At 33.5% G+C, this 23,642-nt stretch carries 20 protein-coding genes; 7 read left to right on the forward strand and 13 right to left on the reverse strand.

Annotated features, from left to right (window positions below):
* The first annotated feature begins 152 nt into the window (after positions 1 to 152).
* Positions 153 to 650 carry a hypothetical protein gene (locus tag LNP81_RS23195; protein WP_194618912.1) on the forward strand — a complete coding sequence of 166 codons (498 nt, stop codon included), beginning with the start codon at positions 153 to 155 and terminating at the stop codon, positions 648 to 650.
* A 261-nt stretch (positions 651 to 911) separates the two neighbouring features.
* Here LNP81_RS23195 and LNP81_RS23200 read toward each other — a convergent pair whose 3' ends face one another.
* From LNP81_RS23200 to LNP81_RS23230, 7 genes are all read right to left on the reverse strand, one after another.
* Positions 912 to 1,340, reverse strand: a complete 429-nt coding sequence (locus LNP81_RS23200) for a protease complex subunit PrcB family protein (protein ID WP_230039642.1) — start codon at positions 1,338 to 1,340, stop codon at positions 912 to 914.
* Between the two features lie 16 nt (positions 1,341 to 1,356).
* Positions 1,357 to 2,502, reverse strand: a complete 1,146-nt coding sequence (gene bshA / locus LNP81_RS23205) for an N-acetyl-alpha-D-glucosaminyl L-malate synthase BshA (protein WP_230039643.1) — start codon at positions 2,500 to 2,502, stop codon at positions 1,357 to 1,359.
* A gap of 565 nt (positions 2,503 to 3,067) precedes the next feature.
* Positions 3,068 to 3,550, reverse strand: coding sequence for an ABC transporter ATPase (locus LNP81_RS23210; protein WP_230039644.1), 483 nt, complete (start codon positions 3,548 to 3,550; stop codon positions 3,068 to 3,070).
* A gap of 110 nt (positions 3,551 to 3,660) precedes the next feature.
* Entirely contained in the window at positions 3,661 to 4,452 is a 792-nt protein-coding gene (locus tag LNP81_RS23215; protein ID WP_230039645.1) for a (Fe-S)-binding protein, read from the reverse strand.
* Between the two features lie 136 nt (positions 4,453 to 4,588).
* Positions 4,589 to 5,926, reverse strand: coding sequence for a 4Fe-4S dicluster domain-containing protein (locus LNP81_RS23220; RefSeq protein WP_230039646.1), 1,338 nt, complete (start codon positions 5,924 to 5,926; stop codon positions 4,589 to 4,591).
* A 6-nt stretch (positions 5,927 to 5,932) separates the two neighbouring features.
* A complete protein-coding gene (locus LNP81_RS23225) occupies positions 5,933 to 6,898 on the reverse strand; it encodes an MlaD family protein (RefSeq protein WP_230039647.1) in 966 nt (321 codons plus the stop codon).
* 50 nt (positions 6,899 to 6,948) lie between these two features.
* Positions 6,949 to 8,073 carry an N-acetylmuramoyl-L-alanine amidase family protein gene (locus LNP81_RS23230; RefSeq protein ID WP_230039648.1) on the reverse strand — a complete coding sequence of 375 codons (1,125 nt, stop codon included), beginning with the start codon at positions 8,071 to 8,073 and terminating at the stop codon, positions 6,949 to 6,951.
* An 82-nt stretch (positions 8,074 to 8,155) separates the two neighbouring features.
* Between LNP81_RS23230 and LNP81_RS23235 the strand changes: the two genes are divergently transcribed.
* Positions 8,156 to 10,879, forward strand: coding sequence for a putative LPS assembly protein LptD (locus LNP81_RS23235; protein ID WP_428979535.1), 2,724 nt, complete (start codon positions 8,156 to 8,158; stop codon positions 10,877 to 10,879).
* Positions 10,880 to 11,000: 121 nt separating this feature from the next.
* Positions 11,001 to 11,381: a RidA family protein gene (locus tag LNP81_RS23240; RefSeq protein WP_230039650.1), complete on the forward strand. Its 381-nt coding sequence runs from the start codon at positions 11,001 to 11,003 to the stop codon at positions 11,379 to 11,381.
* Here the strand turns inward: LNP81_RS23240 and LNP81_RS23245 are convergent.
* The 6 genes from LNP81_RS23245 to LNP81_RS23270 form a co-directional block, all read right to left on the reverse strand.
* On the reverse strand, positions 11,362 to 11,748 hold the full coding sequence (locus LNP81_RS23245) for a methylglyoxal synthase (protein ID WP_230039651.1): 387 nt from the start codon (positions 11,746 to 11,748) through the stop codon (positions 11,362 to 11,364). The two genes, LNP81_RS23240 and LNP81_RS23245, sit on opposite strands and share 20 nt — an antisense overlap.
* Positions 11,749 to 11,942: 194 nt before the next feature.
* Complete coding sequence (locus LNP81_RS23250) at positions 11,943 to 12,317, reverse strand: methylglyoxal synthase (protein ID WP_041518369.1); 375 nt, start codon at positions 12,315 to 12,317, stop codon at positions 11,943 to 11,945.
* A gap of 13 nt (positions 12,318 to 12,330) precedes the next feature.
* Positions 12,331 to 13,182: an N-acetylglucosamine kinase gene (locus LNP81_RS23255; RefSeq protein ID WP_230039652.1), complete on the reverse strand. Its 852-nt coding sequence runs from the start codon at positions 13,180 to 13,182 to the stop codon at positions 12,331 to 12,333.
* A 131-nt stretch (positions 13,183 to 13,313) separates the two neighbouring features.
* On the reverse strand, positions 13,314 to 14,318 hold the full coding sequence (gene gap, locus LNP81_RS23260) for a type I glyceraldehyde-3-phosphate dehydrogenase (RefSeq protein ID WP_065450328.1): 1,005 nt from the start codon (positions 14,316 to 14,318) through the stop codon (positions 13,314 to 13,316).
* An 88-nt stretch (positions 14,319 to 14,406) separates the two neighbouring features.
* On the reverse strand, positions 14,407 to 15,393 hold the full coding sequence (gene pfkA, locus LNP81_RS23265) for a 6-phosphofructokinase (protein ID WP_055096466.1): 987 nt from the start codon (positions 15,391 to 15,393) through the stop codon (positions 14,407 to 14,409).
* Positions 15,394 to 15,702: 309 nt separating this feature from the next.
* The gene (locus LNP81_RS23270; protein ID WP_230039653.1) at positions 15,703 to 20,190 is read right to left on the reverse strand and encodes a translocation/assembly module TamB domain-containing protein; all 4,488 of its coding nucleotides are present in this window, start codon (positions 20,188 to 20,190) and stop codon (positions 15,703 to 15,705) included.
* 207 nt (positions 20,191 to 20,397) lie between these two features.
* Here LNP81_RS23270 and tsaD point away from each other — a divergent pair, with 207 nt between their 5' ends.
* From tsaD to LNP81_RS23290, 4 genes are all read left to right on the forward strand, one after another.
* On the forward strand, positions 20,398 to 21,420 hold the full coding sequence (tsaD, locus tag LNP81_RS23275) for a tRNA (adenosine(37)-N6)-threonylcarbamoyltransferase complex transferase subunit TsaD (RefSeq protein ID WP_230039654.1): 1,023 nt from the start codon (positions 20,398 to 20,400) through the stop codon (positions 21,418 to 21,420).
* A gap of 2 nt (positions 21,421 to 21,422) precedes the next feature.
* Positions 21,423 to 22,136, forward strand: a complete 714-nt coding sequence (locus LNP81_RS23280; RefSeq protein ID WP_230039655.1) for a 16S rRNA (uracil(1498)-N(3))-methyltransferase — start codon at positions 21,423 to 21,425, stop codon at positions 22,134 to 22,136.
* 171 nt (positions 22,137 to 22,307) lie between these two features.
* Positions 22,308 to 22,946, forward strand: coding sequence for a DUF4159 domain-containing protein (locus LNP81_RS23285; protein ID WP_230039656.1), 639 nt, complete (start codon positions 22,308 to 22,310; stop codon positions 22,944 to 22,946).
* Between the two features lie 141 nt (positions 22,947 to 23,087).
* Complete coding sequence (locus LNP81_RS23290; protein WP_230039657.1) at positions 23,088 to 23,585, forward strand: TrmH family RNA methyltransferase; 498 nt, start codon at positions 23,088 to 23,090, stop codon at positions 23,583 to 23,585.
* Positions 23,586 to 23,642 lie beyond the last annotated feature (57 nt).

The following is a 23,642-nucleotide window of genomic DNA, read 5'->3' on the forward strand; positions in this document are numbered from 1 at the left end:
ACGCCCAATCCCGCATTATAACTGAAATAGAAGGCTTTAACAAAATTTGATTCAAACTTAAAAATGTGAATTATATAACAATTTTCAAAAATATTATACGTTTGAACTTTGGACGTAACAGTACATTTGAAAAAAAATTAATAACCATTTTTATGAAAAAAATCATTTTATCTGCCTTCATGCTATTAGGAATAGCATTTACAGCTCAATCACAAGAAATTTCGAAACATGCTTTAGGAGTACGTTTAGGAGATAACAACGGATTTGGTGGCGAGGTATCATATCAATTAGGCTTAAGCCAAAAAAACAGACTTGAATTTGATTTAGGTTTTAGAAATAGCAGTAACGTAGACGCCATTAAAGGAGTTGCTCTTTACCAATGGGTTTGGAACATCGACGGAGGTTTTAACTGGTATGCTGGTGTTGGTGGTGGTATTGCTGCATGGGATCACGATTACTACAACAACAATTTCAAGTATAACGACAGCGGAACTTACGTATTTGCAGCTGGAGATATCGGTATAGAATACAGATTTAGCGAAGCACCTATTACACTTTCATTAGATGCAAGACCAGAAATTGGTTCTGGATACTATGATGATGACAATTTTGGATTTGATGTAGGTTTAGGAGTTAAATTTAGATTCTAAATTAAGACTAAAAAAATAATTGTAAAAAAAAATCCTGTCGTTGAAAAGCGACAGGATTTTTTTGTTCTAAATATTACTTAACCGCAATCCCGATAGCTATTGGGAGCAAAGTTTTTATATAATGTATGCCTAGAAAACGCAAAGTTCGCAAAGCTTTCTATTGTTAGCTTTGCGAACTTTTGCGTTTATTTTACAAAATCGAATGTATAAAAACCTTGCGTGCTTCGCGGTTAAATTCATCGCTAAGCCTTACAAAATACCTTATTTAATAATAATCTCTTTTTTCGAATGCACTTTTACCACCGTATAAGGATAAGTAATTACCTGCATAACCATAGCGTCCGGAGCAGGGCTGTTTTCTTTTATTGTAATGATAATATTCTTATCCGTTTCTTCCACTTTTTCAACTCCAATAGAATAACCGCCTGTATTCTTTTCGCCCATGTTTAGAATAATGTAATTCGAATTACTAATATCATCCTGTTTCATTTTATCCTTCAAAAGCGGATCGTTTTCCAACATTTTGATTTCATTAGGTTCTGTCAAAATTTCAAAAAACTTAATATTTCCGCCGCCGTCAGATTGTTCCGTCAAAACTTCATACAACACTTTCGAACCCGAATCTGATGTTTTTTTCGCCCCACAGGAAACCAAAACAAAAACTATTAAAACCGAAATTACTTTTCTCATTTACGCTTTTTTAAAATTAGTTCTTCTCATGTTTGTAATCATCAATAGCCCTTTGGTACAAAGCTTCATACTTAGGCAATATATTTTTGATGTCGAATTTTTTAGCAACTTCCAAAGCATTTGCTTTAAATTCATTCAGTGTTTTATCGTCTTTTAGAATTTTAATTGCATTTGCCGCCATTTCTTCGACATTACCAACATTACTCAAATATCCCGAAATACCATCAAAATTAACCTCTGGCAAACCTCCTGAATTGCTTGAAATCACCGGAACTCCGCAAGCCATAGCCTCTAAAGCTGCCAAACCAAAACTTTCTGTTTCTGACGGAAGTAAAAACAAATCCGTCAGACATAAAATCTTATCGATTTCATTACTGTTTCCAAAGAAAATTACCTTATCGTAAATTCCCAGTTCCATACACAAAACTTCCGCTTTTTCTTTTTCAGGACCATCACCTACCATCATCAGTTTAGCAGGCATTTCTTTCTGGATATTATAGAAAATTTTAATAATATCCGGAATACGTTTTACCTTTCTAAAGTTACTAATATGGGTAATGATGCGCTCATTTTCCTTCGCCATTACAGATCGGTGACAAGGTGCAAGCGGATCTTTTTTCATCTTATCCAACTCAATAAAATTCGGAATCACCTTAATTTTATTCTTGATTTTAAACAACTTCAAAGTATCATCTTTCAAACTCTGAGAAACAGACGTCACATAATCAGATTTATTGATACTAAATGTCACTGCCGGTTTATAAAACGGGTGATTTCCAACCAGTGTAATATCAGTTCCGTGAAGCGTTGTAATCATTGGCAGATTAATTCCTTCATTCTTCAGCATTTGCTTCGCCATATACCCCGCATAAGCGTGAGGAATAGCATAATGCACGTGCAAAACTTCAATCTTATATAATTTCACCATATCAACCAATTTGCTCGATAAAGCCAATTCATAAGGCTGATAATGAAAAAGAGGATATTCAGGAACGTTTACTTCGTGATAATGAACATTAGGATTCAAAAGTGCCAACCTAACCGGCTGACTATAAGTAATAAAATGGATTTCGTGTCCGCGTCTGGCTAATTCAAGACCCAATTCTGTAGCAACTACGCCACTACCGCCAAATGTCGGATAACAAACTATAGCTATTTTCATGTATTAAATTTAATACTACGAAAGTACTCAAAAATAGCATTTAATCGAAGATTTAGATTGTTAGATTTTTGTGAAGATTAGATCTATCAGAGTATTAGACTGTTAGTTGCAAAGCTTCGGTACCTGACAATTACTTCAATATTATCTCTGTCATCCTAAGCGAAGTCGAAGAACTTTTAATACATAATTTATATTTCATGATTCTATTCAGGAGCAGAAGATGCATTTTCCAAAAGACCACTCGTCCCGCTGTCCGCTATATCTTTTATGGTGTCCCGAGGCTTCGGGACCACATAAAAGGATACCACTTCCATCGGGGCTAGATTAAAGGTTTAGTTTTTTATGAGGACCTTTTTTGTATTGTGTTTACATTTTTTTTGTCAATTCCAAGGAACGAAGAATCACACTCGAAACGTTATAACAATTGGAGCTTTTAGGAACGGAAATTACTTGTGTGATTCTTCGTTCCTCAGAATGACAAAACTAAAACCAAACCCAATTAACTCCACAAAAAAAAGGCACAAAACCCAAGTTTTATGCCTTTCAAATATATTACAAATCTCTTTTAAAAAAATCTGCTATGCCAGCTATCGGCAGCAGGAACTTCCCATGATTCATTGTATTCTTCGATATTATTTACAAGATTATTAAAAACAATCGTATTCTCAGAAACCGATTTATCTTTAACCATTTTCTTAAAATCGATTAATGTTTTATGAGCAATATGTTCACCATTTTTAAAAGTCACGTTCATTTTATCTAATAAATCAACGTTATATTTTTTCTCTAAACTCTGAATAAACTCTACAGAACTATCTATAGAGCACCCTGTAGCAGCCTGCACATCCTGATTTACAGCCAAAATAATGAATCGATTGTATTTTAGTTGGTACGAAGCTTCTAAACTTGTTCCGTGTGCTGCCCAGCCTTCAACGAAAGTTTTCAGGTCAGTTTCTATTTCAGAAAATTCTTCCTCAGAAAATTTTCTGTTCGATTGGTAAATCCAGATTCTGGACTCACCAGGTAAATCTTCAAAAGGTATATACATTTTAATTTTAGATTTTAGATTGTTGATTTTAGATTCAAAAGTAGTTTCAAGTTTAAGGTTTCAAGTTAAAAAACTGAGAACCTTAGTAACTTAGCACCTCAGAACCTTACTTAAAGATCTTGCGCATTCGCAATTAACTCCGCGATATCCATTACTTTAACCTGTCCTTCTTTCTCCTGATGTTTAATACCATCAGTTAACATTGTATTGCAAAACGGACAACCTGCTGCAATAATATCCGGTTTTACTTCCAGAGCATCTTCTGTACGTAATACGTTTACTTCTTTGTTTCCCGGTTCAGCATCTTTAAACATTTGTGCTCCACCCGCTCCACAGCATAAACCATTCGCTTTCGAACGTTTCATTTCGACCAGTTCCACATCAAGTTTTTCGATTAAATCCCTTGGTGCTTCATAAACTTTATTGGCTCTTCCTAAATAACAAGGATCGTGAAAAGTGATTTTTTTCCCCTTAAACTGACCTCCTTCAACAGTTAATCTTCCGTCATCCATTAACGACTTTAAAAACTCCGTATGATGCACTACATCGTATTGACCACCTAATTCAGGGTATTCATTTTTTAAAGTATTAAAACAATGCGGACAAGCCGTAACAATCTTTTTAGCCTCATAAGCATTTAGAACCTCGATATTCATCATGGCCTGCATCTGAAACAAAAATTCATTTCCGGCACGTTTTGCCGGATCTCCGGTACAACTCTCTTCTGTACCCAGAACAGCAAAAGAAACATTAGTACGATTTAAGATTCGTACAAATGCCTTTGTAATTTTTTTTGCTCTATCATCAAAACTTCCCGCACAACCTACCCAAAACAAAACTTCTGGTTGTTTTCCTTCGGCCAGCATTTCTGCCATTGTTGGTACTACTAAACTTTCTGACATCTTCTTATTTGTTTAATCGGCTAATCGTTAATTTGGTTAATCGTTGTAAAACGAATATTCAAACTTCACTAAAACCGAAAAATTATTTTATTCTATCAATTAAACGAATTAACGATTAACCGATTAAACTACAATTTTAATTCTCGTTTTTCCAATTCAATCTGTCTTGTTGATTGTATTGCCAAGGCGCACCATTGTTTTCAATATTAGTCATCATCGCATTCAATGACATTGGCGCAGCACTTTGCTCCATTACCAAATAACGACGCATATCCATAATAATAGACAACGGACTAATATTTACCGGACATTCCTCTACACAAGCATTACATGAGGTACACGCCCATAATTCTTCAGGAGTAATATAATCGTTTAATAATGTTTTATTATCCGGAACAAAAACACCTTTATTGGCATCAATATTTTTTCCTACTTCCTGCAAACGGTCTCTTGTGTCCATCATAATTTTACGAGGAGATAATTTTTTACCTGTTTGATTCGCCGGACAAGCTGATGTACAACGACCACATTCTGTACAAGTATATGCGTTTAATAACTGAACCCAATTTAAATCCTGAACATCACTTGCTCCAAATTTACTTGGTGCAGCATTTTCATCTACCGGAGCAGCCGCAAACGGATCTGCGTTTGGATCCATCATTAATTTTACTTCTTTGGTAACTGATGCCAAATTATCAAACTGACCTTGTGGTTTCAGGTTTGCAAAATAAGTGTTTGGAAAAGCTAAAAGAATATGTAAATGTTTTGAGAAGTATAGATAGTTCATAAAAACCAAAATACCTGCGATATGCAACCACCAAAAAACTTCAAACAACAATCCAACCAATTCGTTTGAAACTCCGTTAAACATTGGCGCAATAAACTGACTTATTGGAAAACTTCCTGCTTTATGAAAATGCGAAAATCCTCCCGGAACATTTTGCAAATGCAAATCAGAAGCATTCATTAATAAAAATAAAATCATCAAAACAGTCTCGAAATACAAAATGTAATTGGCATCACTTTTTGGAAAACCATTTAAATCCGGATTTAGAAAACGTTTTAATTTAATTATATTTCTTCTGATCCAGAATACAATAACTGCAACCAGAACCAAAAATGCCAATATCTCAAACGCAGCAATAAGAACATCATAAACCACACCTAAATAAGGTGCAAAAACTCTATGTGTCCCAAATAAACCATCAATGATGATTTCGAGCAACTCGATATTAATAATAACGAAACCTACATAAACAACAATATGCAATACTCCGGCAACAGGTCGTTTCACCATTTTTGACTGCCCTAAAGCAATCATCGCCATATTTGCCCAACGTGCCTTTGGATTATCTTTACGATCTACATCAACTCCTAAGTTAATGTTTCGGATAATCTTTTTTACACTTGAAGCAAAAAAGCCAAAACCAGCTATTAAAAGTATAGCAAATAAAATATTGTCTAAATATCCCATTCCTTATTATTTTTTATCGGTTGAATTTGCATCTTCTGCAGGAGCTACGTAAGGCTTATTTTTCTTTCCAAAAAGAGAAACATTTACATAACGAGTTGGGTACAAACGAACATCCTGCAATAACAATTCTAACTCTTTTGAAGTTTTAGACAAGTTGTTATACAAAGCATCATCATTCAATAATTTACCTGCTGTACCTTTTCCTGAGTTTAAGTTACTCATAATACCATCTACTTTAGCCAAAGTCTGGTTTAGGTTTCTAACTGTTTTTCCTAAATCAGCTTTATTTAAAGAATCAGATATCTTATTGAAGTTGTTCGACATTTTATTAAAGTTTGTCACCACTCCATTAATCTGACCTTTGTTAGTATCTAAAATAGTATTCAAAGTTCCTGAAGCTTTATGAAATTGCTCCATTGTCTGACTTAATTCTGCCAATGATTTTTTTAGATCTTCCTGCCCTTTTTTATCCAATACATTATTTAACCCGGAAACCAGAGTATTAATATTAAGAAGCATTAAATCTAATTTTTGCTGAATTGGTTCGATTTTACCTCCCAGAGATTCTGTTAAACCTAATTCTACTGTAGATGAAAGCGTTTGCCCTTCTTCAGCAGGATCTTTATCAGCCAGATTAGGTAAAATCTTAATTTGTTTTCCACCAATTAAACTTGGAGAATACAAAGCAGCTCTACTTGTTTTTGAGATTGGAAAATCTGTTTTTAACTGAAGTTCAACCAGCAATTTGCCAGTTACTTCGTTTATTGTAATTTTACTTACTTTACCAATTGAAAGTCCATTTATGGTAACGGGTGCTGATGGTGACAAATCCTCAACATTATTATACTCTACATATAATGTTTTGTAATTTGTAAAAAGGTCTTTACCTTTTAAAAAGCTGTAGCCCCAGATAAATAATAAAATTGACGCGATGACTAAAATAGCCGTTTTAATTTCTCTTGTTAGTTTCAAAATTCTTAGTGTTTGTACAAAATTAGTATAAATATTCGAACTAGAGGCTATTATTTAATAGCGTCTTGAATACTGATCTTTTCTCCGTCTTTAGTTGCAACTAAAAAAGAAGCCCCATATCCTTTATCCTTAGCTTCTTCTAAATATTTTTTTGCAGCTGTATAATCTGAAGTTTCCTGGTAAAAATATTTATAAATATTATTTTCGTATATCATTGTTACATTTTTTAGTCCTTTAAAATTTTTAGGTTCTAAAGGTGTTTTTTTAATGCTTGCAATAAGCTGTACTTTAAAGAATGTTCCTTTTGGAGTATTCTTAGCAGCCACAGGAGCTTCAACCACCTTTGCTTTTACCGGAGTAGTATCTCTTACTGGTCGCGCATCGTTTGATTCATTAGACCCGGAACCAAAATATTCTCTTTTATAACTCAAAATTGCTTCGGCAATAGCTTTTGCAATGTCGTTTTGCCCTTCTTCAGAATTTAAAATATTTCCTTCAGTAGGATTAGAGATAAATCCGGTTTCTACTAAAACCCTTGGCATATACGCTTTATGAAGTACCATAAATGGTGCCTGCTTTACTCCTCCCTGTCTTAGTTTTTTTCCCAGTTTTTCAAAATTATCTTCAATTTTACTGGCCAGTGAAATACTATTGTCCTGATATTCTTCCTGCATTAAAGTCAATCCAATCATAGATTCCGGAGAATTGGGATCATAACCTTCGTATTTACGTTTATAATCTTTCTCTAAGGTAATAACCGAGTTCTCTTTTTTCGCAGCCTCAAGATTCGATGCCAGTTTACTTAAACCCATTACATATGTTTCTGTTCCGTCTGCAGCCGTATTTTTATTGGCATTACAGTGAATTGAGACAAAAATATTCGAATTTGCTCTGTTTGCAATATTGGCTCTTTCGACCAAATCGATAAAAACATCTGTTTTACGAGTATAAATCACATTAACATTGGGCGTGCTTTCTAAAATTTTACCAACTTTTAAAACAATAGCCAAAGCAATATTTTTTTCAATCCGTCCGCTATAAACAGCTCCAAAGTCATGATCTCCATGTCCAGCATCAAGTGTTACCTTAAAAACATTTGACTGGCTGTATGCACAAAAAGACAATATCGTTAGAAAAAAAGTAAATATTACTTTAATTTTGTTAAATCTGTTCATAAATCTAAAAGTTAATTTTAATAAAACGTAACTGCTATAATTTTTACAATTGATTATTTTTGACAAAAAATTATATGTAAGTTTGACATGTCAAAAAACAAGCCATAATTTTACAAAAATAGCATTTAAACCTTTGCATACAAACTTATTTAATATCGTTTTATTATCATTTTTCCTAACATTAGGATGTGGTAATTTATATTCGCAAGAGATAAAAAACAAAAAAAAGCCGTTACCAACTGTAAAACAAACAGATAAACCCAAAACTGTTGTTCCAGATCTAACACCGGCTCCAATTGCTGATACCATAAAGTTAGACACAGTTAAAACTAAAAAGAGCGCTTTAGATGCCGTTACTAAGTATAAAGCCAAAGATTATGCTAAGTACGACAGGAAAAACAAAACGCTTACTTTATATAATGAAGCTGAATTATATTATAAAGATGTCGAGCTAAAGTCGGGTATTATTGTTTTAAATCTCGAAAAAGATGAAGTTTATGCTGGTAGAATACGAGATTCTGCCGGTGTTTTGATACAATATCCCAATTTTAAACAAGGACCAAGCGAAGTTCAGCCTGATTCTATCCGATTTAATTTTAAAACAAAAAAAGCTTTAATCTATAATTCAAGAACTGAACAGGGAGAATTTAAAATCAAAGCGGCAATTACCAAAAAAGAAAACGATTCGGTTTACTTTTTAAAAGGAGCCCGTTTTACCACTGCAAAAGACATTGACGATCCTGAATACTATTTCAGAACCAACAAAGTAAAGTTCGTTCCCAATAAAAAGGTTGTTGTAGGTACCACTCAAATGGTAATTGCAGACGTACCTACTCCACTAGTATTGCCTTTTGCTTTTTTCCCAATGACCAAAGAGAGAAGTGTTTCCGGTATTATCGTACCAAGTTATAATGACTCGAATACAAGAGGTTTCTCATTGCAAAATATGGGTTATTATTTTGCTTTAAGCGATAATTACGACTTAACAGTTCTGGGAGATTATTATACCAATGGTAGTTATGCCATGCGTTTTGAGTCGGCATACGCAACAAGATACAAGTATAGAGGAAATATTAATATTCGTTTTGAGAACCTGATTAACAGTGAACGAGGCTATCCTGACTATAGTAAAGAAAATATTTACAACATTCAGTGGTCTCATTCAAAAGACTCAAAATCGAATCCAAATTCTAGTTTTTCTGCTTCTGTGAATATGGGTAGTAGTAAATATTTTAAGCGATCGATTAACCAGGCCAACGTAGGTTCGAATTTAAATAATACTTTAAATTCATCGATTTCTTACAACAGAACCTTCAATACAATTCCACAAGCACGTTTTTCATTAACAGCAACACATTCGCAAAATACGCAAACAGAGCAAATTCAGATGACATTGCCAACATTGCAAGCCAGTGTCGATCGTGTATATCCGTTTGTTGGAAAAGACGGGGTTAAAAAAGGTTTCATCAAAAACATCAACTTACAATATAATCTAAGCGGTAAAAACAACATTACCACTACAGATTCATTGTTCTTTAAACCACAAATGTTTAGAGATGCACAAATAGGAATGCAACATAGTATCCCGATTAGTACCAACTTTAAAATATTTAAATATTTTAGCGCAGGAGCTTCTACTAATTATCAGGAAACATGGGTAACAAAAACTATTGATAAAAATTACGATCCGGATAAAGGTCAGGTTGTAAACACAACTGTTAATGGTTTTGACGCTTTTAGAACGTATAATTTCAGTACGAATTTAGGAACTACGATTTACGGTACATTTAATTTTGGAAGCGATAAAAGAATTCAATCCATTCGTCACGTAATGCGTCCAACTGTTACTTATTCGTATACTCCAAGTTTTGATCAGTATTATAATAATTATACTGTTGATGCTACCGGAAGAATTTCGAATTATTCAAGATTTGATGGTGGTATTTTTGGAGCACCCGGCAAGAGCAATTCTAATATTGTATCTTTTGCTTTAAGCAATACTTTTGAAGCAAAAGTAAGAGACAGAGACAGCACAAAAACAGAACCTAAGAAAATTATGCTGCTAAACAATTTAAACTTTAGCACGAGTTATAATTTTAATGCGGATGGAAAAGAAAGTTTAGCGTGGCAACCTGTTCTTGTAAGCGGTGGAACACAACTTTTTGACAATAAAATGAATGTGAATTTTGGTGCGACTTTAGATCCGTATGCGATTGACAATGGCGGAGCCAGAATTAACACTTATAATATTGATAATGGCGGGAGTTTATTTAGAATGACCAGTGCCAACGTAACTTTAAACTATTCGTTTTCTAATAAGGGAACCGGAAAGGAAAAAGACAATACACAAAGCGAACGGAACGGGGGTCGTAAAGATGATTTATTCGGTACAAATACCGACTTGAATGACAGCCGAAACAGCCAGTTTGCCAATGAAAAAGATGACGGAGAAGATGTAATAACTGAATTCTTTAAAGCAAAAATACCATGGGATATGACAATGGCTTATTCATTGACCTATTCAAATGTAAATCGCGAAAATAAGATTACAGGAAACTCTATTATGGTATCTGCCAATATGGATATTACTCCAAAATGGAAAGGCGGAGTTTCGACCGGTTATGATTTTGTACAAAAAGGCGTTACTTTTACGCAATTCCGTTTTGAAAGGGATTTATTAAGCTGGAGAATGGCATTTAACTGGAGTCCACTGGGCGTAAACTCAAACTGGAACTTCTTTATCGGAATCAAATCCGGAATGCTTAGTGACATTAAATGGAACAAACGAAGCACTTCTAACCGATAGACAATCATTAATTTAAAGTAACCTTTTTAGATTTATGAAACAGGATTTAAAGATTTAATCTTAATTTCATGATCTCTAATTATATTATAATTCTCCAATTTAGTATTTAAAAACTATTATCATGAAAAAAATCATCTTTACAGACAAAGCACCGGCTCCAATTGGCCCTTACAATCAGGCTGTATTATCAGGAAATACACTTTATGCCTCTGGACAGATTGCCATAAATCCAGCTTCAGGAGAACTTGTTATCGAAAATATAAATGATGAAACAACACAAGTAATGAAAAATATTGCTGCCATTCTTGAGGCTGCAAACATGACTTTTGAAAACGTAGTTAAAGCCACAATTTTCATTATGGATATGAATAATTTTGCCGCTATAAACGCTATTTACGGGTCTTATTTTAATGAGAAAACAGCACCTGCACGTGAAACAGTTCAGGTAGCATGCTTGCCAAAAAATGTAAACGTTGAGATTTCTATAATTGCTGTACAATAGCATTTAAAAATAATTGTGCCGTTGCCTCATTGATTGCCAACGGCACATTATGAACATCACATATCCTGACCAGCATCTTAATATCTACTTCATGCGCATTGGTCACTAAAGGATCCGTAAACATAAAGACTACGTTAATTTTACCATCGGCTACTTTGGCTGCAATCTGAGCGTCTCCTCCCATTAAGCACGGCAACATCTTTTTTACTTTAAATCCTGATTTCTCAGCATTTCTACCCAATATTCCTGTTGCAATAAGTTTTACTTTATCATGTTGAAGCACAATTCCGTTTTTAATTAAAAACTGAATCATATCTGCCTTTTTATTATCATGAGCAATTATTGCAATTACAGTTTGTTTTTTCATGATTTAGTAATAAATATAAATCAAATTTACATTAAAAACAGCTGTAAAAGTATTACAAATCACTTGGAAATCAAATATTTAAGAATCCAACAATAAACAGTATCAATTATATTATTATAATGAATTTTATAGGCAATAAAAAACCGTTTCAGTAAATGAAACGGTTTTGAATATATATTTAATGATATAAAATTCTATAATTGCAATGCAACAGCATTTAGTAACAATTGAGCAGAAGCTTCATTGGTTGCTAAAGGTACATTATGTACATCACAAACACGAATAAGCATATTAATATCGACTTCATGAGCGTGGCTCGCTAAAGGATCTTTAAAAAAGAAAACCATTTGCGTTTTACCTTCGGCTACACGCGCTGCAATTTGCGCATCGCCTCCCATTGGCCCTGAAAGCATTCTTTTTACCTTAAAACCAGCATTTACAGCCTTACTTCCGGTAGTTCCTGTAGCGATCAGCTTAATATTTTCTTTAAGAAGAAGTGTTTTGTTTTTGTTTAAAAACTGAACCATATCTGCCTTCTTTCCATCGTGAGCTATAATAGCAATTTCTATCATTTATTTTTATTTATTGATTAGCAACATGATAAGCTATCAATCCATCAATAGGTCTTCTTAATACATTACCTAATTGAAGTTCGTATTTATCAAATGTTTCTTGTAATTCGTCTTTTAGATAAAAAGCAATAGAACCTACAAAATGAACCGGAACTTCTTTACAGTTATCAAACTGTTTGATATAGTTCTTTACAAAAGATTTCATCCCTTTAAAGATGATTTTTCTGCAAAACTCAGTGTCTTTGTGCTTAATTAAAAACTTAGCAAAAGTTGCTAAATAAGCATTTGGATTTGGTTCTTTGTATAATTTATTTTTGATAAAATCAGGATCTAAATCATATTCTTTTTCAAATTCTACTGCCAGTTCTTTAGGCATTTTATTGAAATAATACTTTCTGATTAATTCCTTACCAAAAACATTTCCGCTACAATCATCCATAGCAATATAACCTAATGATTGTACTTTTTGATGCAATACTTTTCCATCAAAATAACTGCAGTTAGAGCCTGTTCCTAAGATACTCACGATAGCTTCTTCTCCTTTTGGAGTAGTTGCATAAACCGCTGCGTATGTATCTTCATGAACTTCTACAATAGCATTAACAAAATATTCCTGGAATATTTGCGAAAGCTCTGTTTTCATTCTGTCAGTTCCACAACCTGCTCCGTAGAAGAACAAATGTGTGGCATTTTTTTTATTTTGTAAAATATCAAAACGATCATTTAGTCTTTCGATAATTTCAGGACCTTCAAGAATTTCAGGATTTAATCCTAATGTTTGTGTGGTGAATAATACTTTTCCATTATCATCAATTGCAATCCAATCGGCTTTAGTAGATCCACTATCAACTATTAATTTCATTTTATTTAGTTTTTGGATTAGTTTTTCTTTAGCTAAATAAAAAGTGTTTTTTTTACATTAATTAAAGAAGTAACAAAATAAGAAAAATCCCGTTACTTTGAAATAACGGGATTTTACAAAAATATATAATATTATTTTAAACCTGCAATGTGTACAGATAAATCAATTAATTTGCTTGAGTATCCGTACTCATTATCATACCAAGATACTAATTTGAAGAAAGTTGAATTTAAACCAATTCCTGCAGTAGCATCAACGATTGAAGTTCTTTTGTCTGAGATAAAATCTTGAGAAACAACTGCATCTTCAGTATATCCTAGAATACCTTTTAATTCATTTTCTGAAGCTTTCTTTAAAACAGCCATAATTTCTTCATAAGAAGTTTCTTTAGCTACTTTTACTGTTAAATCTACTACAGAAACGTCAGCAGTAGGAACACGGAAAGACATTCCAGTTAATTTTCCATTCAAAGCAGGAATTACTTTTCCAACCGCTTTAGCAGCTCCAGTAGAAGATGGGATGATGTTGATGCTTGCAGCACGTCCACCTCTCCAGTCTTTTCTTGAAGGACCATCAGCAGTCATTTGAGTTGAAGTTGTTGCGTGAACAGTTGTCATTAAACCTTCAACAATTTCGAAATTATCGTGAATTACTTTAGCTAAAGGAGCTAAACAGTTTGTAGTACAAGAAGCATTAGAAACTACTAAATCAGTAGCTTTAGCACTTTCGTGGTTTACTCCCATTACAAACATTGGAGCATCTGCAGAAGGAGCAGAAATAATTACTTTTTTAGCACCACCTTTAATGTGCTCATTTGCAGTTTCGATAGTAGTGAAGATACCAGTACATTCAGCAACTACGTCAACATCAACTTCATTCCATTTTAAGTCAGCTGGATTTCTTTCAGCAGTAATACGAATATTTCTTCCGTTTACGTAAAGTTTTCCTTCTTTTACTTCTACAGTTCCGTTGAAACGACCGTGAACTGAATCATATTTTAATAAATAAGCCAAGTGATCAACATCTAATAAATCGTTGATTGCTACAACTTCTACATTATCTCTATTGAAAGTTTCTCTAAAAACGATTCTTCCGATACGTCCAAATCCGTTTATTCCTAATTTTACTTTTGACATTTTACTTAATTTTTGCTTTTGTTTTTATTACACTAATTTAAAGTCTAATTTCCTCACAATAAACTTCTTTCCTTTTTAAACTTTTATTTTATGTTGACATGATATCAGATACTCTCAACAATTCTCTATCAATTTCAGACTTACCTTTAATTGCTTGTTCAAGAGGTGTCAGGGCAACTTTATCTGCCTGAAGACCTACCATGTAATTTGATTTTCCTTCGATTAAAGACTCTACTGCTTTTACACCTAAACGGCTTGCAAGAACACGGTCGAAACAAGATGGAGAACCACCACGCTGCATATGCCCTAAAACGGATACTCTTACATCATACTCAGGCAAATTAGCTTCAACGTAATCTTTTAATTCGAATACGTTTTTACCAATTTTATCACCTTCAGCAATAACTACTATACTTGATGATTTTCCTGAAGCTTTACTTTTTTGAAGAGAGTCTAGTAATCTGTCTAAACCTAAATCTTCTTCAGGAATAAGGATTTCTTCGGCACCTGCTCCAATACCTGCATTAAGAGCAATGTGACCTGCATCTCTACCCATAACCTCTACAAAAAACAGACGGTTATGAGAACTTGCTGTATCTCTAATTTTATCAATACAATCTACAACAGTATTTAAGGCAGTATCATAACCTAATGTATGGCTTGTACCAAAAATATCATTATCAATTGTACCCGGAATTCCCATTACAGGAAAACCATATTCTGAATTGAAAATTAATCCTCCGGTAAAACTTCCGTCACCACCTATTACAACAAGAGCATCAACTCCGGCTTTCAATAGATTTTCGTGGGCTTTTTTTCTACCTTCCGGTGTTCTAAACTCAACTGAACGAGCTGATTTCAGGATCGTTCCGCCTTTGTTTACAATATTATTTACGCTACGAGGTCCCATTTCTTTGAAATCTCCTTCGATCATTCCCTGATACCCTCTATAAATTCCTATGCATTCTATATTATGATAAGCACATGTTCGAACAACTGATCGTATTGCAGCATTCATTCCTGGTGAGTCTCCTCCCGAAGTAAGAACACCAACTTTTTTTATTGTTTTTGGCATTATTTAAGTATTAAAGTGTAAAATTAGCAAACATTCAGCACTTTTCAGGTGATGTTTATCATTAATTAATAAAATTTGTTAAATTCAAACGTTTTCGTTAATAAGTTTTTCGATAGTAAAAATTTCATTTAAAATAATAAAAGGCACCTATTTTAATTAAATCTTTAAAATTAACAATACATAAATGAAGTGTTATAAAAATTCGACATCATTTTATATTTGTAAGAAAATAAATCAGCGCCTAATTTACCATAAAAAAACCATTCGCGGCGACGAATGGTTTCTTTTAAGATTATTTTTAACAATTAATTAAAAATCGTTGTCAGGAATCAGTCCTTCACTATTATTTTTAGGCTGCGGTTGTTTCTCCTCTTCTTTTTTATCGGATTTCTTTTTATCCTTTTCAGCATCTTTTTTATTAGAAAACTTAACAAAATCCGGATTCAAATAAGAGTCCTGCAAATCATCTGATGAACTTTTTATTGATCTTTCGAGTTTATGGTTTTTAAATAATTTATTGACCAGTTCGCTAAAAGTATCAAAATCTACTTCATACGAAATACCAACTCCTTGTGTATATCCAATTCCTTGTCCTATATAATTGATATCATTTTCTTTATTGAATAAACGAAGATTCATAGATCCGTCTTCATTCACGCGGTATAATATTTCGATATCACCCACAATAGCCGATTCGTTTACACCGCCTATAGGAACTCCTAATTTTCCGTTTATTGTAATTCTTTCGTTTACCTGAGACGTTATATTGGCCACAAACTGACCATCGGCTTCCTGACCAATTCGTTTATCTGCTGATATAAAATTCAAATCGATATTGATCTTATCATTGTCTGATTTAATAATCCCGCCTAATAAACTTGCAGCGGTTTCAGCAAATGTTCCTGATAAATCACTTTGATTAAATCCGTCCGGACTCATAAATGATCCTGTCGAAAGTAAATACAAAGCCTGTGTCTGGCGAACGTCTTTATCATCTAACTTATACTGTATCTCTGATTTCAAAACATTACTTACTGATGGAAACTGAATGTCAAAATTAGGTTCAGGACTTGTTAAATCTCCTCTTAAACCAATGACAACTTCTACCGGTACTTTTTTATTGAAAGATGAGTTATCTAATAATACAGCCGGATTCGCAGATGTTTTATAAACTGCTTCAAGATTCAGCTGGGCTTTCATAGGATTTCCTTCCCATATAATAGACCCCCCTTTTTTGACCGCGAATTTTTTATCTATTAAACCTCCGTATTTAAAATTATAAGTTCCTTCGTATGCCTGGAAATCTCCCCACATATTAAATTTACCCAATGTATTAATCTTAAATAATAAAGATCCGTATCCTTTTCCTTTCATACCGTGACCGGAATTTCTGTCCAGAATTACTTCTACTTCGGCATCCGGGGTAATATCAAAATCAAATTCTAACTCAAGACCATTGTAGTTTCTCGTTTTTTCGACAATACCATTGGCTAGGTTGTATTTTTCTTTTGGCGTTACAAAATGTATCCAGCTGCTTTCTCCAACACTTTGCGCGTTGTTTATAGGAATCTTCACTTCTGTTCCTTTTTCGGACTTAGCATCTACTTTTATAAAGAGATTTTCTGTTGGTCCTTTGATACTTGCTGTACCGTTTATAAAAGCTGTACCAAAATAAGCGGCATCTTCACTATCTTTTGTATCAAGCGCCAGTAGTCGTTTTGAGGTTATGGTAAGATCCAGTTTCCAGTCACCAAAATTATGATGTTCGATACTTCCGTTCAGCAATCCTTTGGTGCCGTACTTGGTATCTGTTAACTGATTGTTTCTGAATAAGAATTTTTCATCTGTTAAGTCGATAACTGTTCGGTCGCTCAATTCGTAATCGGTGTTAAGATACGGAACTGTCATTCCGGCTTTTTCTACGTAAAGCCTTCCGTTTATCTCCGGTTTTTTAAGATTCCCAACAACTGCAGCATTTCCTGAAACAGATCCTCTTACGTTCGATAAAACATCTCCTCCCACTGTACCTAAAGTCGCCAGATTAAATCCTTCGAGTTTTAAATTCAGATCCAGGAAAGTCTCTTTGTTTTCGATTGCAAAAGTTCCGTTGGCCCTAAACGATTCTGTAAATCCATTTTGAATGGATGAATTTATGGTAAACTTCTTGAAACTTTCGTCTCCCGAAATATCGAATTTTAAAGTCCCCAGATCTACTTTATTCAAATTAAGATGGTCTATAGAAATGGCCGCCGTGGGCTGATACACATTCTTATTTTGTTTATAATTAATGTTACCATTCAAATTACCATTAAATACAAATTTGGATGTTAATGGCGTAATTTTATTAATATCAACATCTTCAAAATTCAGGACGAGATCTTTATAATCGTTTCCTTTGATGACTCCGTTTAAATCAATTTTCTGATTTTCGTGCGATAAAATGATATTATCAATGGTAAAGTTTTTAAAAAACTGATCAAATACAATCTGATTATCCTCGTCGTCGTTTTCGTTTAAATACCATAAATAGTCTTTAAACTTCATCTCGGATTTCTTAATACCTACTATATTATTTTTGTTTTTATCGATAGTGTGATACAAATCCAGATTAAAATAATCTTCTCCTTTTGATCCGCCTTTAAATTCAGATCGAACAAAAAGGGTATCTTTTGCCGTAACGTTGATTAAACTAAAATCACGTACTTTATAATAAGGCGTTTTTATACTGTCCAGCTCTACATAAGCATTGTAAAGCGCATTTTTATTATCAATATTAATACGGATATTATCGAAGGTGTTTTTTGCAGCAGTAATTTTCTGTGACTTAAACCTAAATTTAAATTCCTGTAAATCAGAATCTATTTTTCCACGTACGACAGTACTTGAATCTATATTAATTTCCGGATACAGCATTTCGACCACTTTATCATAGACATGAAAGTTGAAACGTAAAAACTGTCCTTTTTTTACTTTATAAGGTTTGTAATTGGTATATAAGCTACCTACCGAATTCATCACCAGTTTATCTAATTGCCCAAACTGAAATTTACCTACGATCTCCCCTTTTACCACATCATCTGAAGTAATGGTTATGGTACGCAATTTATCGGCGTCGAAATTTGAACTTACCGTTACTTCATCAAAAGTATAAGTTGCTTTAGGATTTTGATAAACGGCATCTCTAATCGAAACGGTTCCCTGAAGATTTTCTATCGAATTTCCTGTTACTTCAACTACGGCATCTCCGCGGAAATTGGAAATAGAATCATTTAGGAATTTTAGTTTTCGAAGATCAGCATTCTCTACATTAATATGAAAATCATATTTGCTTTCGCGCTTGCTTAAATCTACCAATCCATCAAAAGTTAAACTCAAATTAGGATCATTTACAGATAATTCTCCTTTATAATATGGCAATTTGAAATTACCATTTACAACGATATTATTATAGGTATACTTATTATAATCTAATTTGGATATATCTCCTTTTACAATAGTGTTCAGGTATTTTTCTGTAAAACCAACTCCGTCAACGTCCAGATTTAAAGTTGTTTTACCAATATCTTTTCTATTCAGTAAAGCCCCCACATTAAAATTATCCAAAATAATATTTCCCGAATAAGATGCTTTATCAATAAAATCGATGTTATTCATGTGTAAATCTGCCTGACCGTTACCCAGATCTGTAACCATTTTAAAGTTGGCTTCTAATGCCGTTGTCGAAACTTTTGCTTTACCAACGATATTAAATTTCCCCAATCTTTTAAGCTCTTTAGGAAGCTTTTTACCCAAAATACCCGGCAATATCACGACTAAATTATCATAACTGGAAACCAATTTATCAAATTTACCATCCATGGCAAATTTTTGAGCTTTGGTACCCAAAAGGTTTTTAAAATTTATGTTTCCGTTAATTTTAGAACCATTGGTATCACTTAAATTAAGATGTCTTAAATTAAGATCGTTTAAAGTTCCTTTAATTTTAGTTTTTATTTTAAAATGCTGATTTTTACCCAATCCGTCAAAAAAATAACGAATATCGTTTGAAGCAATCGAAGCGGAATCCAGTGCAACATCAAATTTTACTTTATCTGTAAATTGAAGAAAATCTCCCACTTTATAATTTAAGATCGCTTGTCCGTAAATCGAGGTTCTTTTGGTTTTTATAGCCAGATTTTCAACTTTAATCTGCTTTTTTGTATAACTGAATTTACCTGCAAAGTTAGACACATATAAACCACGGTGATCTAAAAAAGAAAACCGATGAATATTAGTGTTTACATCGGGACCGTATAATTTAAAATCGCTGATATAGGCATTTAGTTTTTTAAAATCAAGAAATACCGGTGTCGTTTTATTTTCATCAATAACAGAAAAAGCACCTTTTGAGATGTATGCATTTTTGGCTGTCAGCAAAAAGTGTTTACTCGATTTGGCTCTTTCAGGACTTGTTTCAAACAATTTAATAAACTTATTTATATTGTTTTCGTCCTCGTTTTTATAGGTTTTCAGATTAAAAACTAATCCTGTCAAGCGCAGATCGCCAAAAATCAAATCACCATCTAACAATCTTTTGATACTTAAAATATCAGTTGTAATAATATCTGAATAGATTAAAGTTTTCTTGTGATGATCACGAATCAAGACGTTCTTGAGTTTTACTCCACCAAAAATATTGATCGCAACTCTGTCTACTGTAATATCGGTTTTAAAATCAGTGTTTAGAGATTCTGTAACGTATTTGGCAATTTTTGTCTGAACGATAGGTAAAGCCAAGGTGATAGCGAGTACTAACAAAAGTAAAATTAACCCAATTAGGGTTCGTGATATTATTTTCTTTACTTTTTTGATAGCTGCTTTTATTTTAGTTTTCTTTTAAATTTATTTTGAACAGGCAAAGAACGGCTGTTTTTGATAAAAATTCTTTAATTTTGGCTTCTCCTTATAATAAAAGAAAATCAAATATTTGATTTGTCAAATATAATTCAAAATTCGTGCCTTTATATGCAAAATTCAGAGGTTTTTATTCTTGCCATCGAAAGTTCATGCGATGATACTGCTGCCGCGGTTTTACATAACGACAAAGTACTCTCAAATGTTGTGGCCAATCAGTTAATTCACAACCAATATGGTGGTGTTGTTCCCGAATTGGCTTCGAGAGCACATCAGCAAAATATTGTTCCTGTAATTGATGCAGCGCTCCGCAAAGCAAATGTACAAAAAGATCAACTAACTGCCATTGCTTTTACGCAGGGTCCGGGCTTGATGGGTTCTTTGCTTGTGGGAAGTTCTTTCAGCAAATCATTATCATTGGCATTAAAGATTCCTTTGATTGCTGTAAATCACATGCATGCGCATATTTTAGCTCATTTTATTGATGAAGAAGGTTTTGATAAACCTGAGTTTCCGTTTCTTGCCTTGACCATTAGCGGTGGTCATACTCAAATCGTGAAGGTAAACGGCTTTTTTGATATGGAAATCATTGGCGAAACCACTGATGACGCAGTTGGAGAAGCTTTTGACAAGAGCGCCAAAATTCTTGGACTTCCCTACCCTGGCGGCCCCTTGATCGATAAATATGCCAAAGAAGGAAACCCGAAAGCATTTGCGTTTACCAAACCAAAAGTTCCGGGATTAGATTTTAGTTTCTCAGGATTAAAAACGGCAATTTTATATTTTATCCAAAAGGAAAAACTTAAAAACCCAAATTTCATCGAAGAAAACCTGAATGATATTTGTGCCTCTATACAATATACGATCATCGAAATTTTGATGGATAAATTGAAATTGGCAGTCAAAGAAACCGGAATTACACAAATTGCCATTGGCGGAGGAGTTTCGGCAAATTCAGGCATTAGAACCCGATTAAAAGAAAGTGAAGGAAAATACGGTTGGAAAACCTTTGTTCCTAAATTTGAATACACAACCGATAACGCTGCAATGATAGGAATTGTAGGATATCAAAAATATTTATCAAGTCGTTTCGAAACTTCAGCAGTAGTTTCGAAAGCGCGAATTCAATTTTAATTATGCAATTATTTTACAATCCGGATATTGACGAAACCACTGAAAGTTTTTCTTTTGATAAGGAAGAAAGCCGACATATTATAAAGGTTTTACGCAAGAAAGATTCCGATATTTTACATGTTACAAATGGTTTTGGTTTATTGTTTGAAACCCAAATTACATTGGCTTCTGACAATAAATGTATCGTTCAGGTACTTTCGATAAAAAAAACCGACGAACCTAAATTCCGTTTGCATCTTGCCGTTGCCCCAACCAAAATGAACGATCGTTTTGAATGGTTTCTGGAAAAAGCTACCGAAATTGGAATTCAGGAAATCACACCAATTATTTGTGACCGCTCTGAGCGAAAAGTAATTAATTTAGAGCGTTTTGAAAAGATTATTCTTTCAGCAATGAAGCAATCTAACGAAACGTATTTGCCTAAATTAAACGATGCTATTTCGTTTAAGGAATTCATTAAACAAAAAAATGAAGGTTTGCAGTTGATAGCCCATTGCGAGGAAACGGATAAAAAATCATTAAAAGATATATTAAAACCAAATGAAAGCGTTACGATGCTTATTGGTCCTGAAGGTGATTTTTCTGAAAAGGAGATTGCATTGGCTTTAGAGAATGATTATCAACCGGTTACTTTAGGAAATACGCGTTTAAGAACCGAAACTGCGGCAATTGTTGCTTGTCATAGCGTTGTTTTTTTTAATGAAAGTTCTAATTGATTAAATTATTAATCATATAGTTTTGTCATTTCGACGCAGGAGAAATCTCCGTTAGAAACTCGACAAAGATTGAAAAATTGGAACGGAGCTACTTGTGGAGATTTCTCCTGCGTCGAAATGACATAACAGGTCGTATATAAAAAAAGCAATTACAGATAATTTATAATTATTATGAAAAGAATATTTTACTTATTGTTACTTTTTTCTATTTCTTCATATTCACAAGAAATTGCTTTGCTAAAATACAGCGGTGGTGGCGATTGGTACGGAAACCCAACGTCATTACCCAACTTAATTAAGTTTTGTAATGCGAATATCAATACCAGGATAAAAGCAAAACCTTCGACTGTTGAGCCAAGTAATCCTGATTTGCTTTCGTATCCTTTTGTTCATATGACAGGGCACGGAAATGTGGTTTTTAGCGATGCTGATGTAAGTAACTTAAGAAATTATCTCACTGGCGGCGGTTTTCTTCATATTGATGATAATTACGGAATGGATCAATACATTCGAAAAGAAATAAAAAAAATATTCCCAAATAATAATTTAATCGAAATTCCGGCGAATCATGCCATATTTCAAAAACCATATCCTTTCCCGAACGGATTACCAAAAATTCATGAGCATGACGGAACCCGCGCACAAGCTTTTGGAATTTTCGTAGAAAACAAATTAGTATTATTATATACATACGAATGTGATTTGGGCGACGGCTGGGAAGATGCTGAAGTGCATAACGACCCCATCGCTGTTAGAGAAAAAGCCCTAAAAATGGGCGCCAACATTATCAATTACATTTTTACCAATTAAACCGATAGAAACGTAAAGAATTAAAAATTGAGAATTAAAAATCCTCATTGCTCTTGCGCTAGCCAGGAGTTTCACATCTTTAATTCTCAATTTTTAATTCTCATTTTTAATTTTTAATTCTTAATTCTTAATTCTTATAAAGTGCAACTTACTCACGAAGAAAATCAATTTGAACGAAGAACGTTTCCGATAACATTGGTTTGCGATCATATTTATTTTCAGCAAAATATAGGTTCTCTTTTTAGAATCAGCGAAGCCTTTGGGGTCGAGAATATTATCTTTCTAGGAAAGGATATTCCACTAACACCCAGAAAAATCAATAAAACTTCCCGAAGCACGCATCTCCATGTGCCACATATTATAATTGAAGAAACGACAGAACTTGTTGATTTTTTACTTCAAAACAACTTTGAAATTATTGCTTTGGAAATTGCCAGCAATAGTAAACCTCTAAAAGAAGTTGTAATTCCTGATAATAAAAAAATTGCACTTGTGATAGGAAGTGAAATTGACGGAATCTCAGATGATCTTTTGAAAATTTCGAACCAAATTGTGCACATTAATATGTTTGGTAAAAACTCCAGTATGAATGTTGTGCAGGCCGCAAGTATTGCCTTGTATGAGATTACTTCTTACTAATTTTTGCTTTAAATGTTGTTAAATTTAAACCGTTTTAAAAAATAGCATTTAAAAAAA

It is taken from the genome of Flavobacterium piscisymbiosum (genome assembly GCF_020905295.1).
Classification (GTDB): domain Bacteria; phylum Bacteroidota; class Bacteroidia; order Flavobacteriales; family Flavobacteriaceae; genus Flavobacterium; species Flavobacterium piscisymbiosum.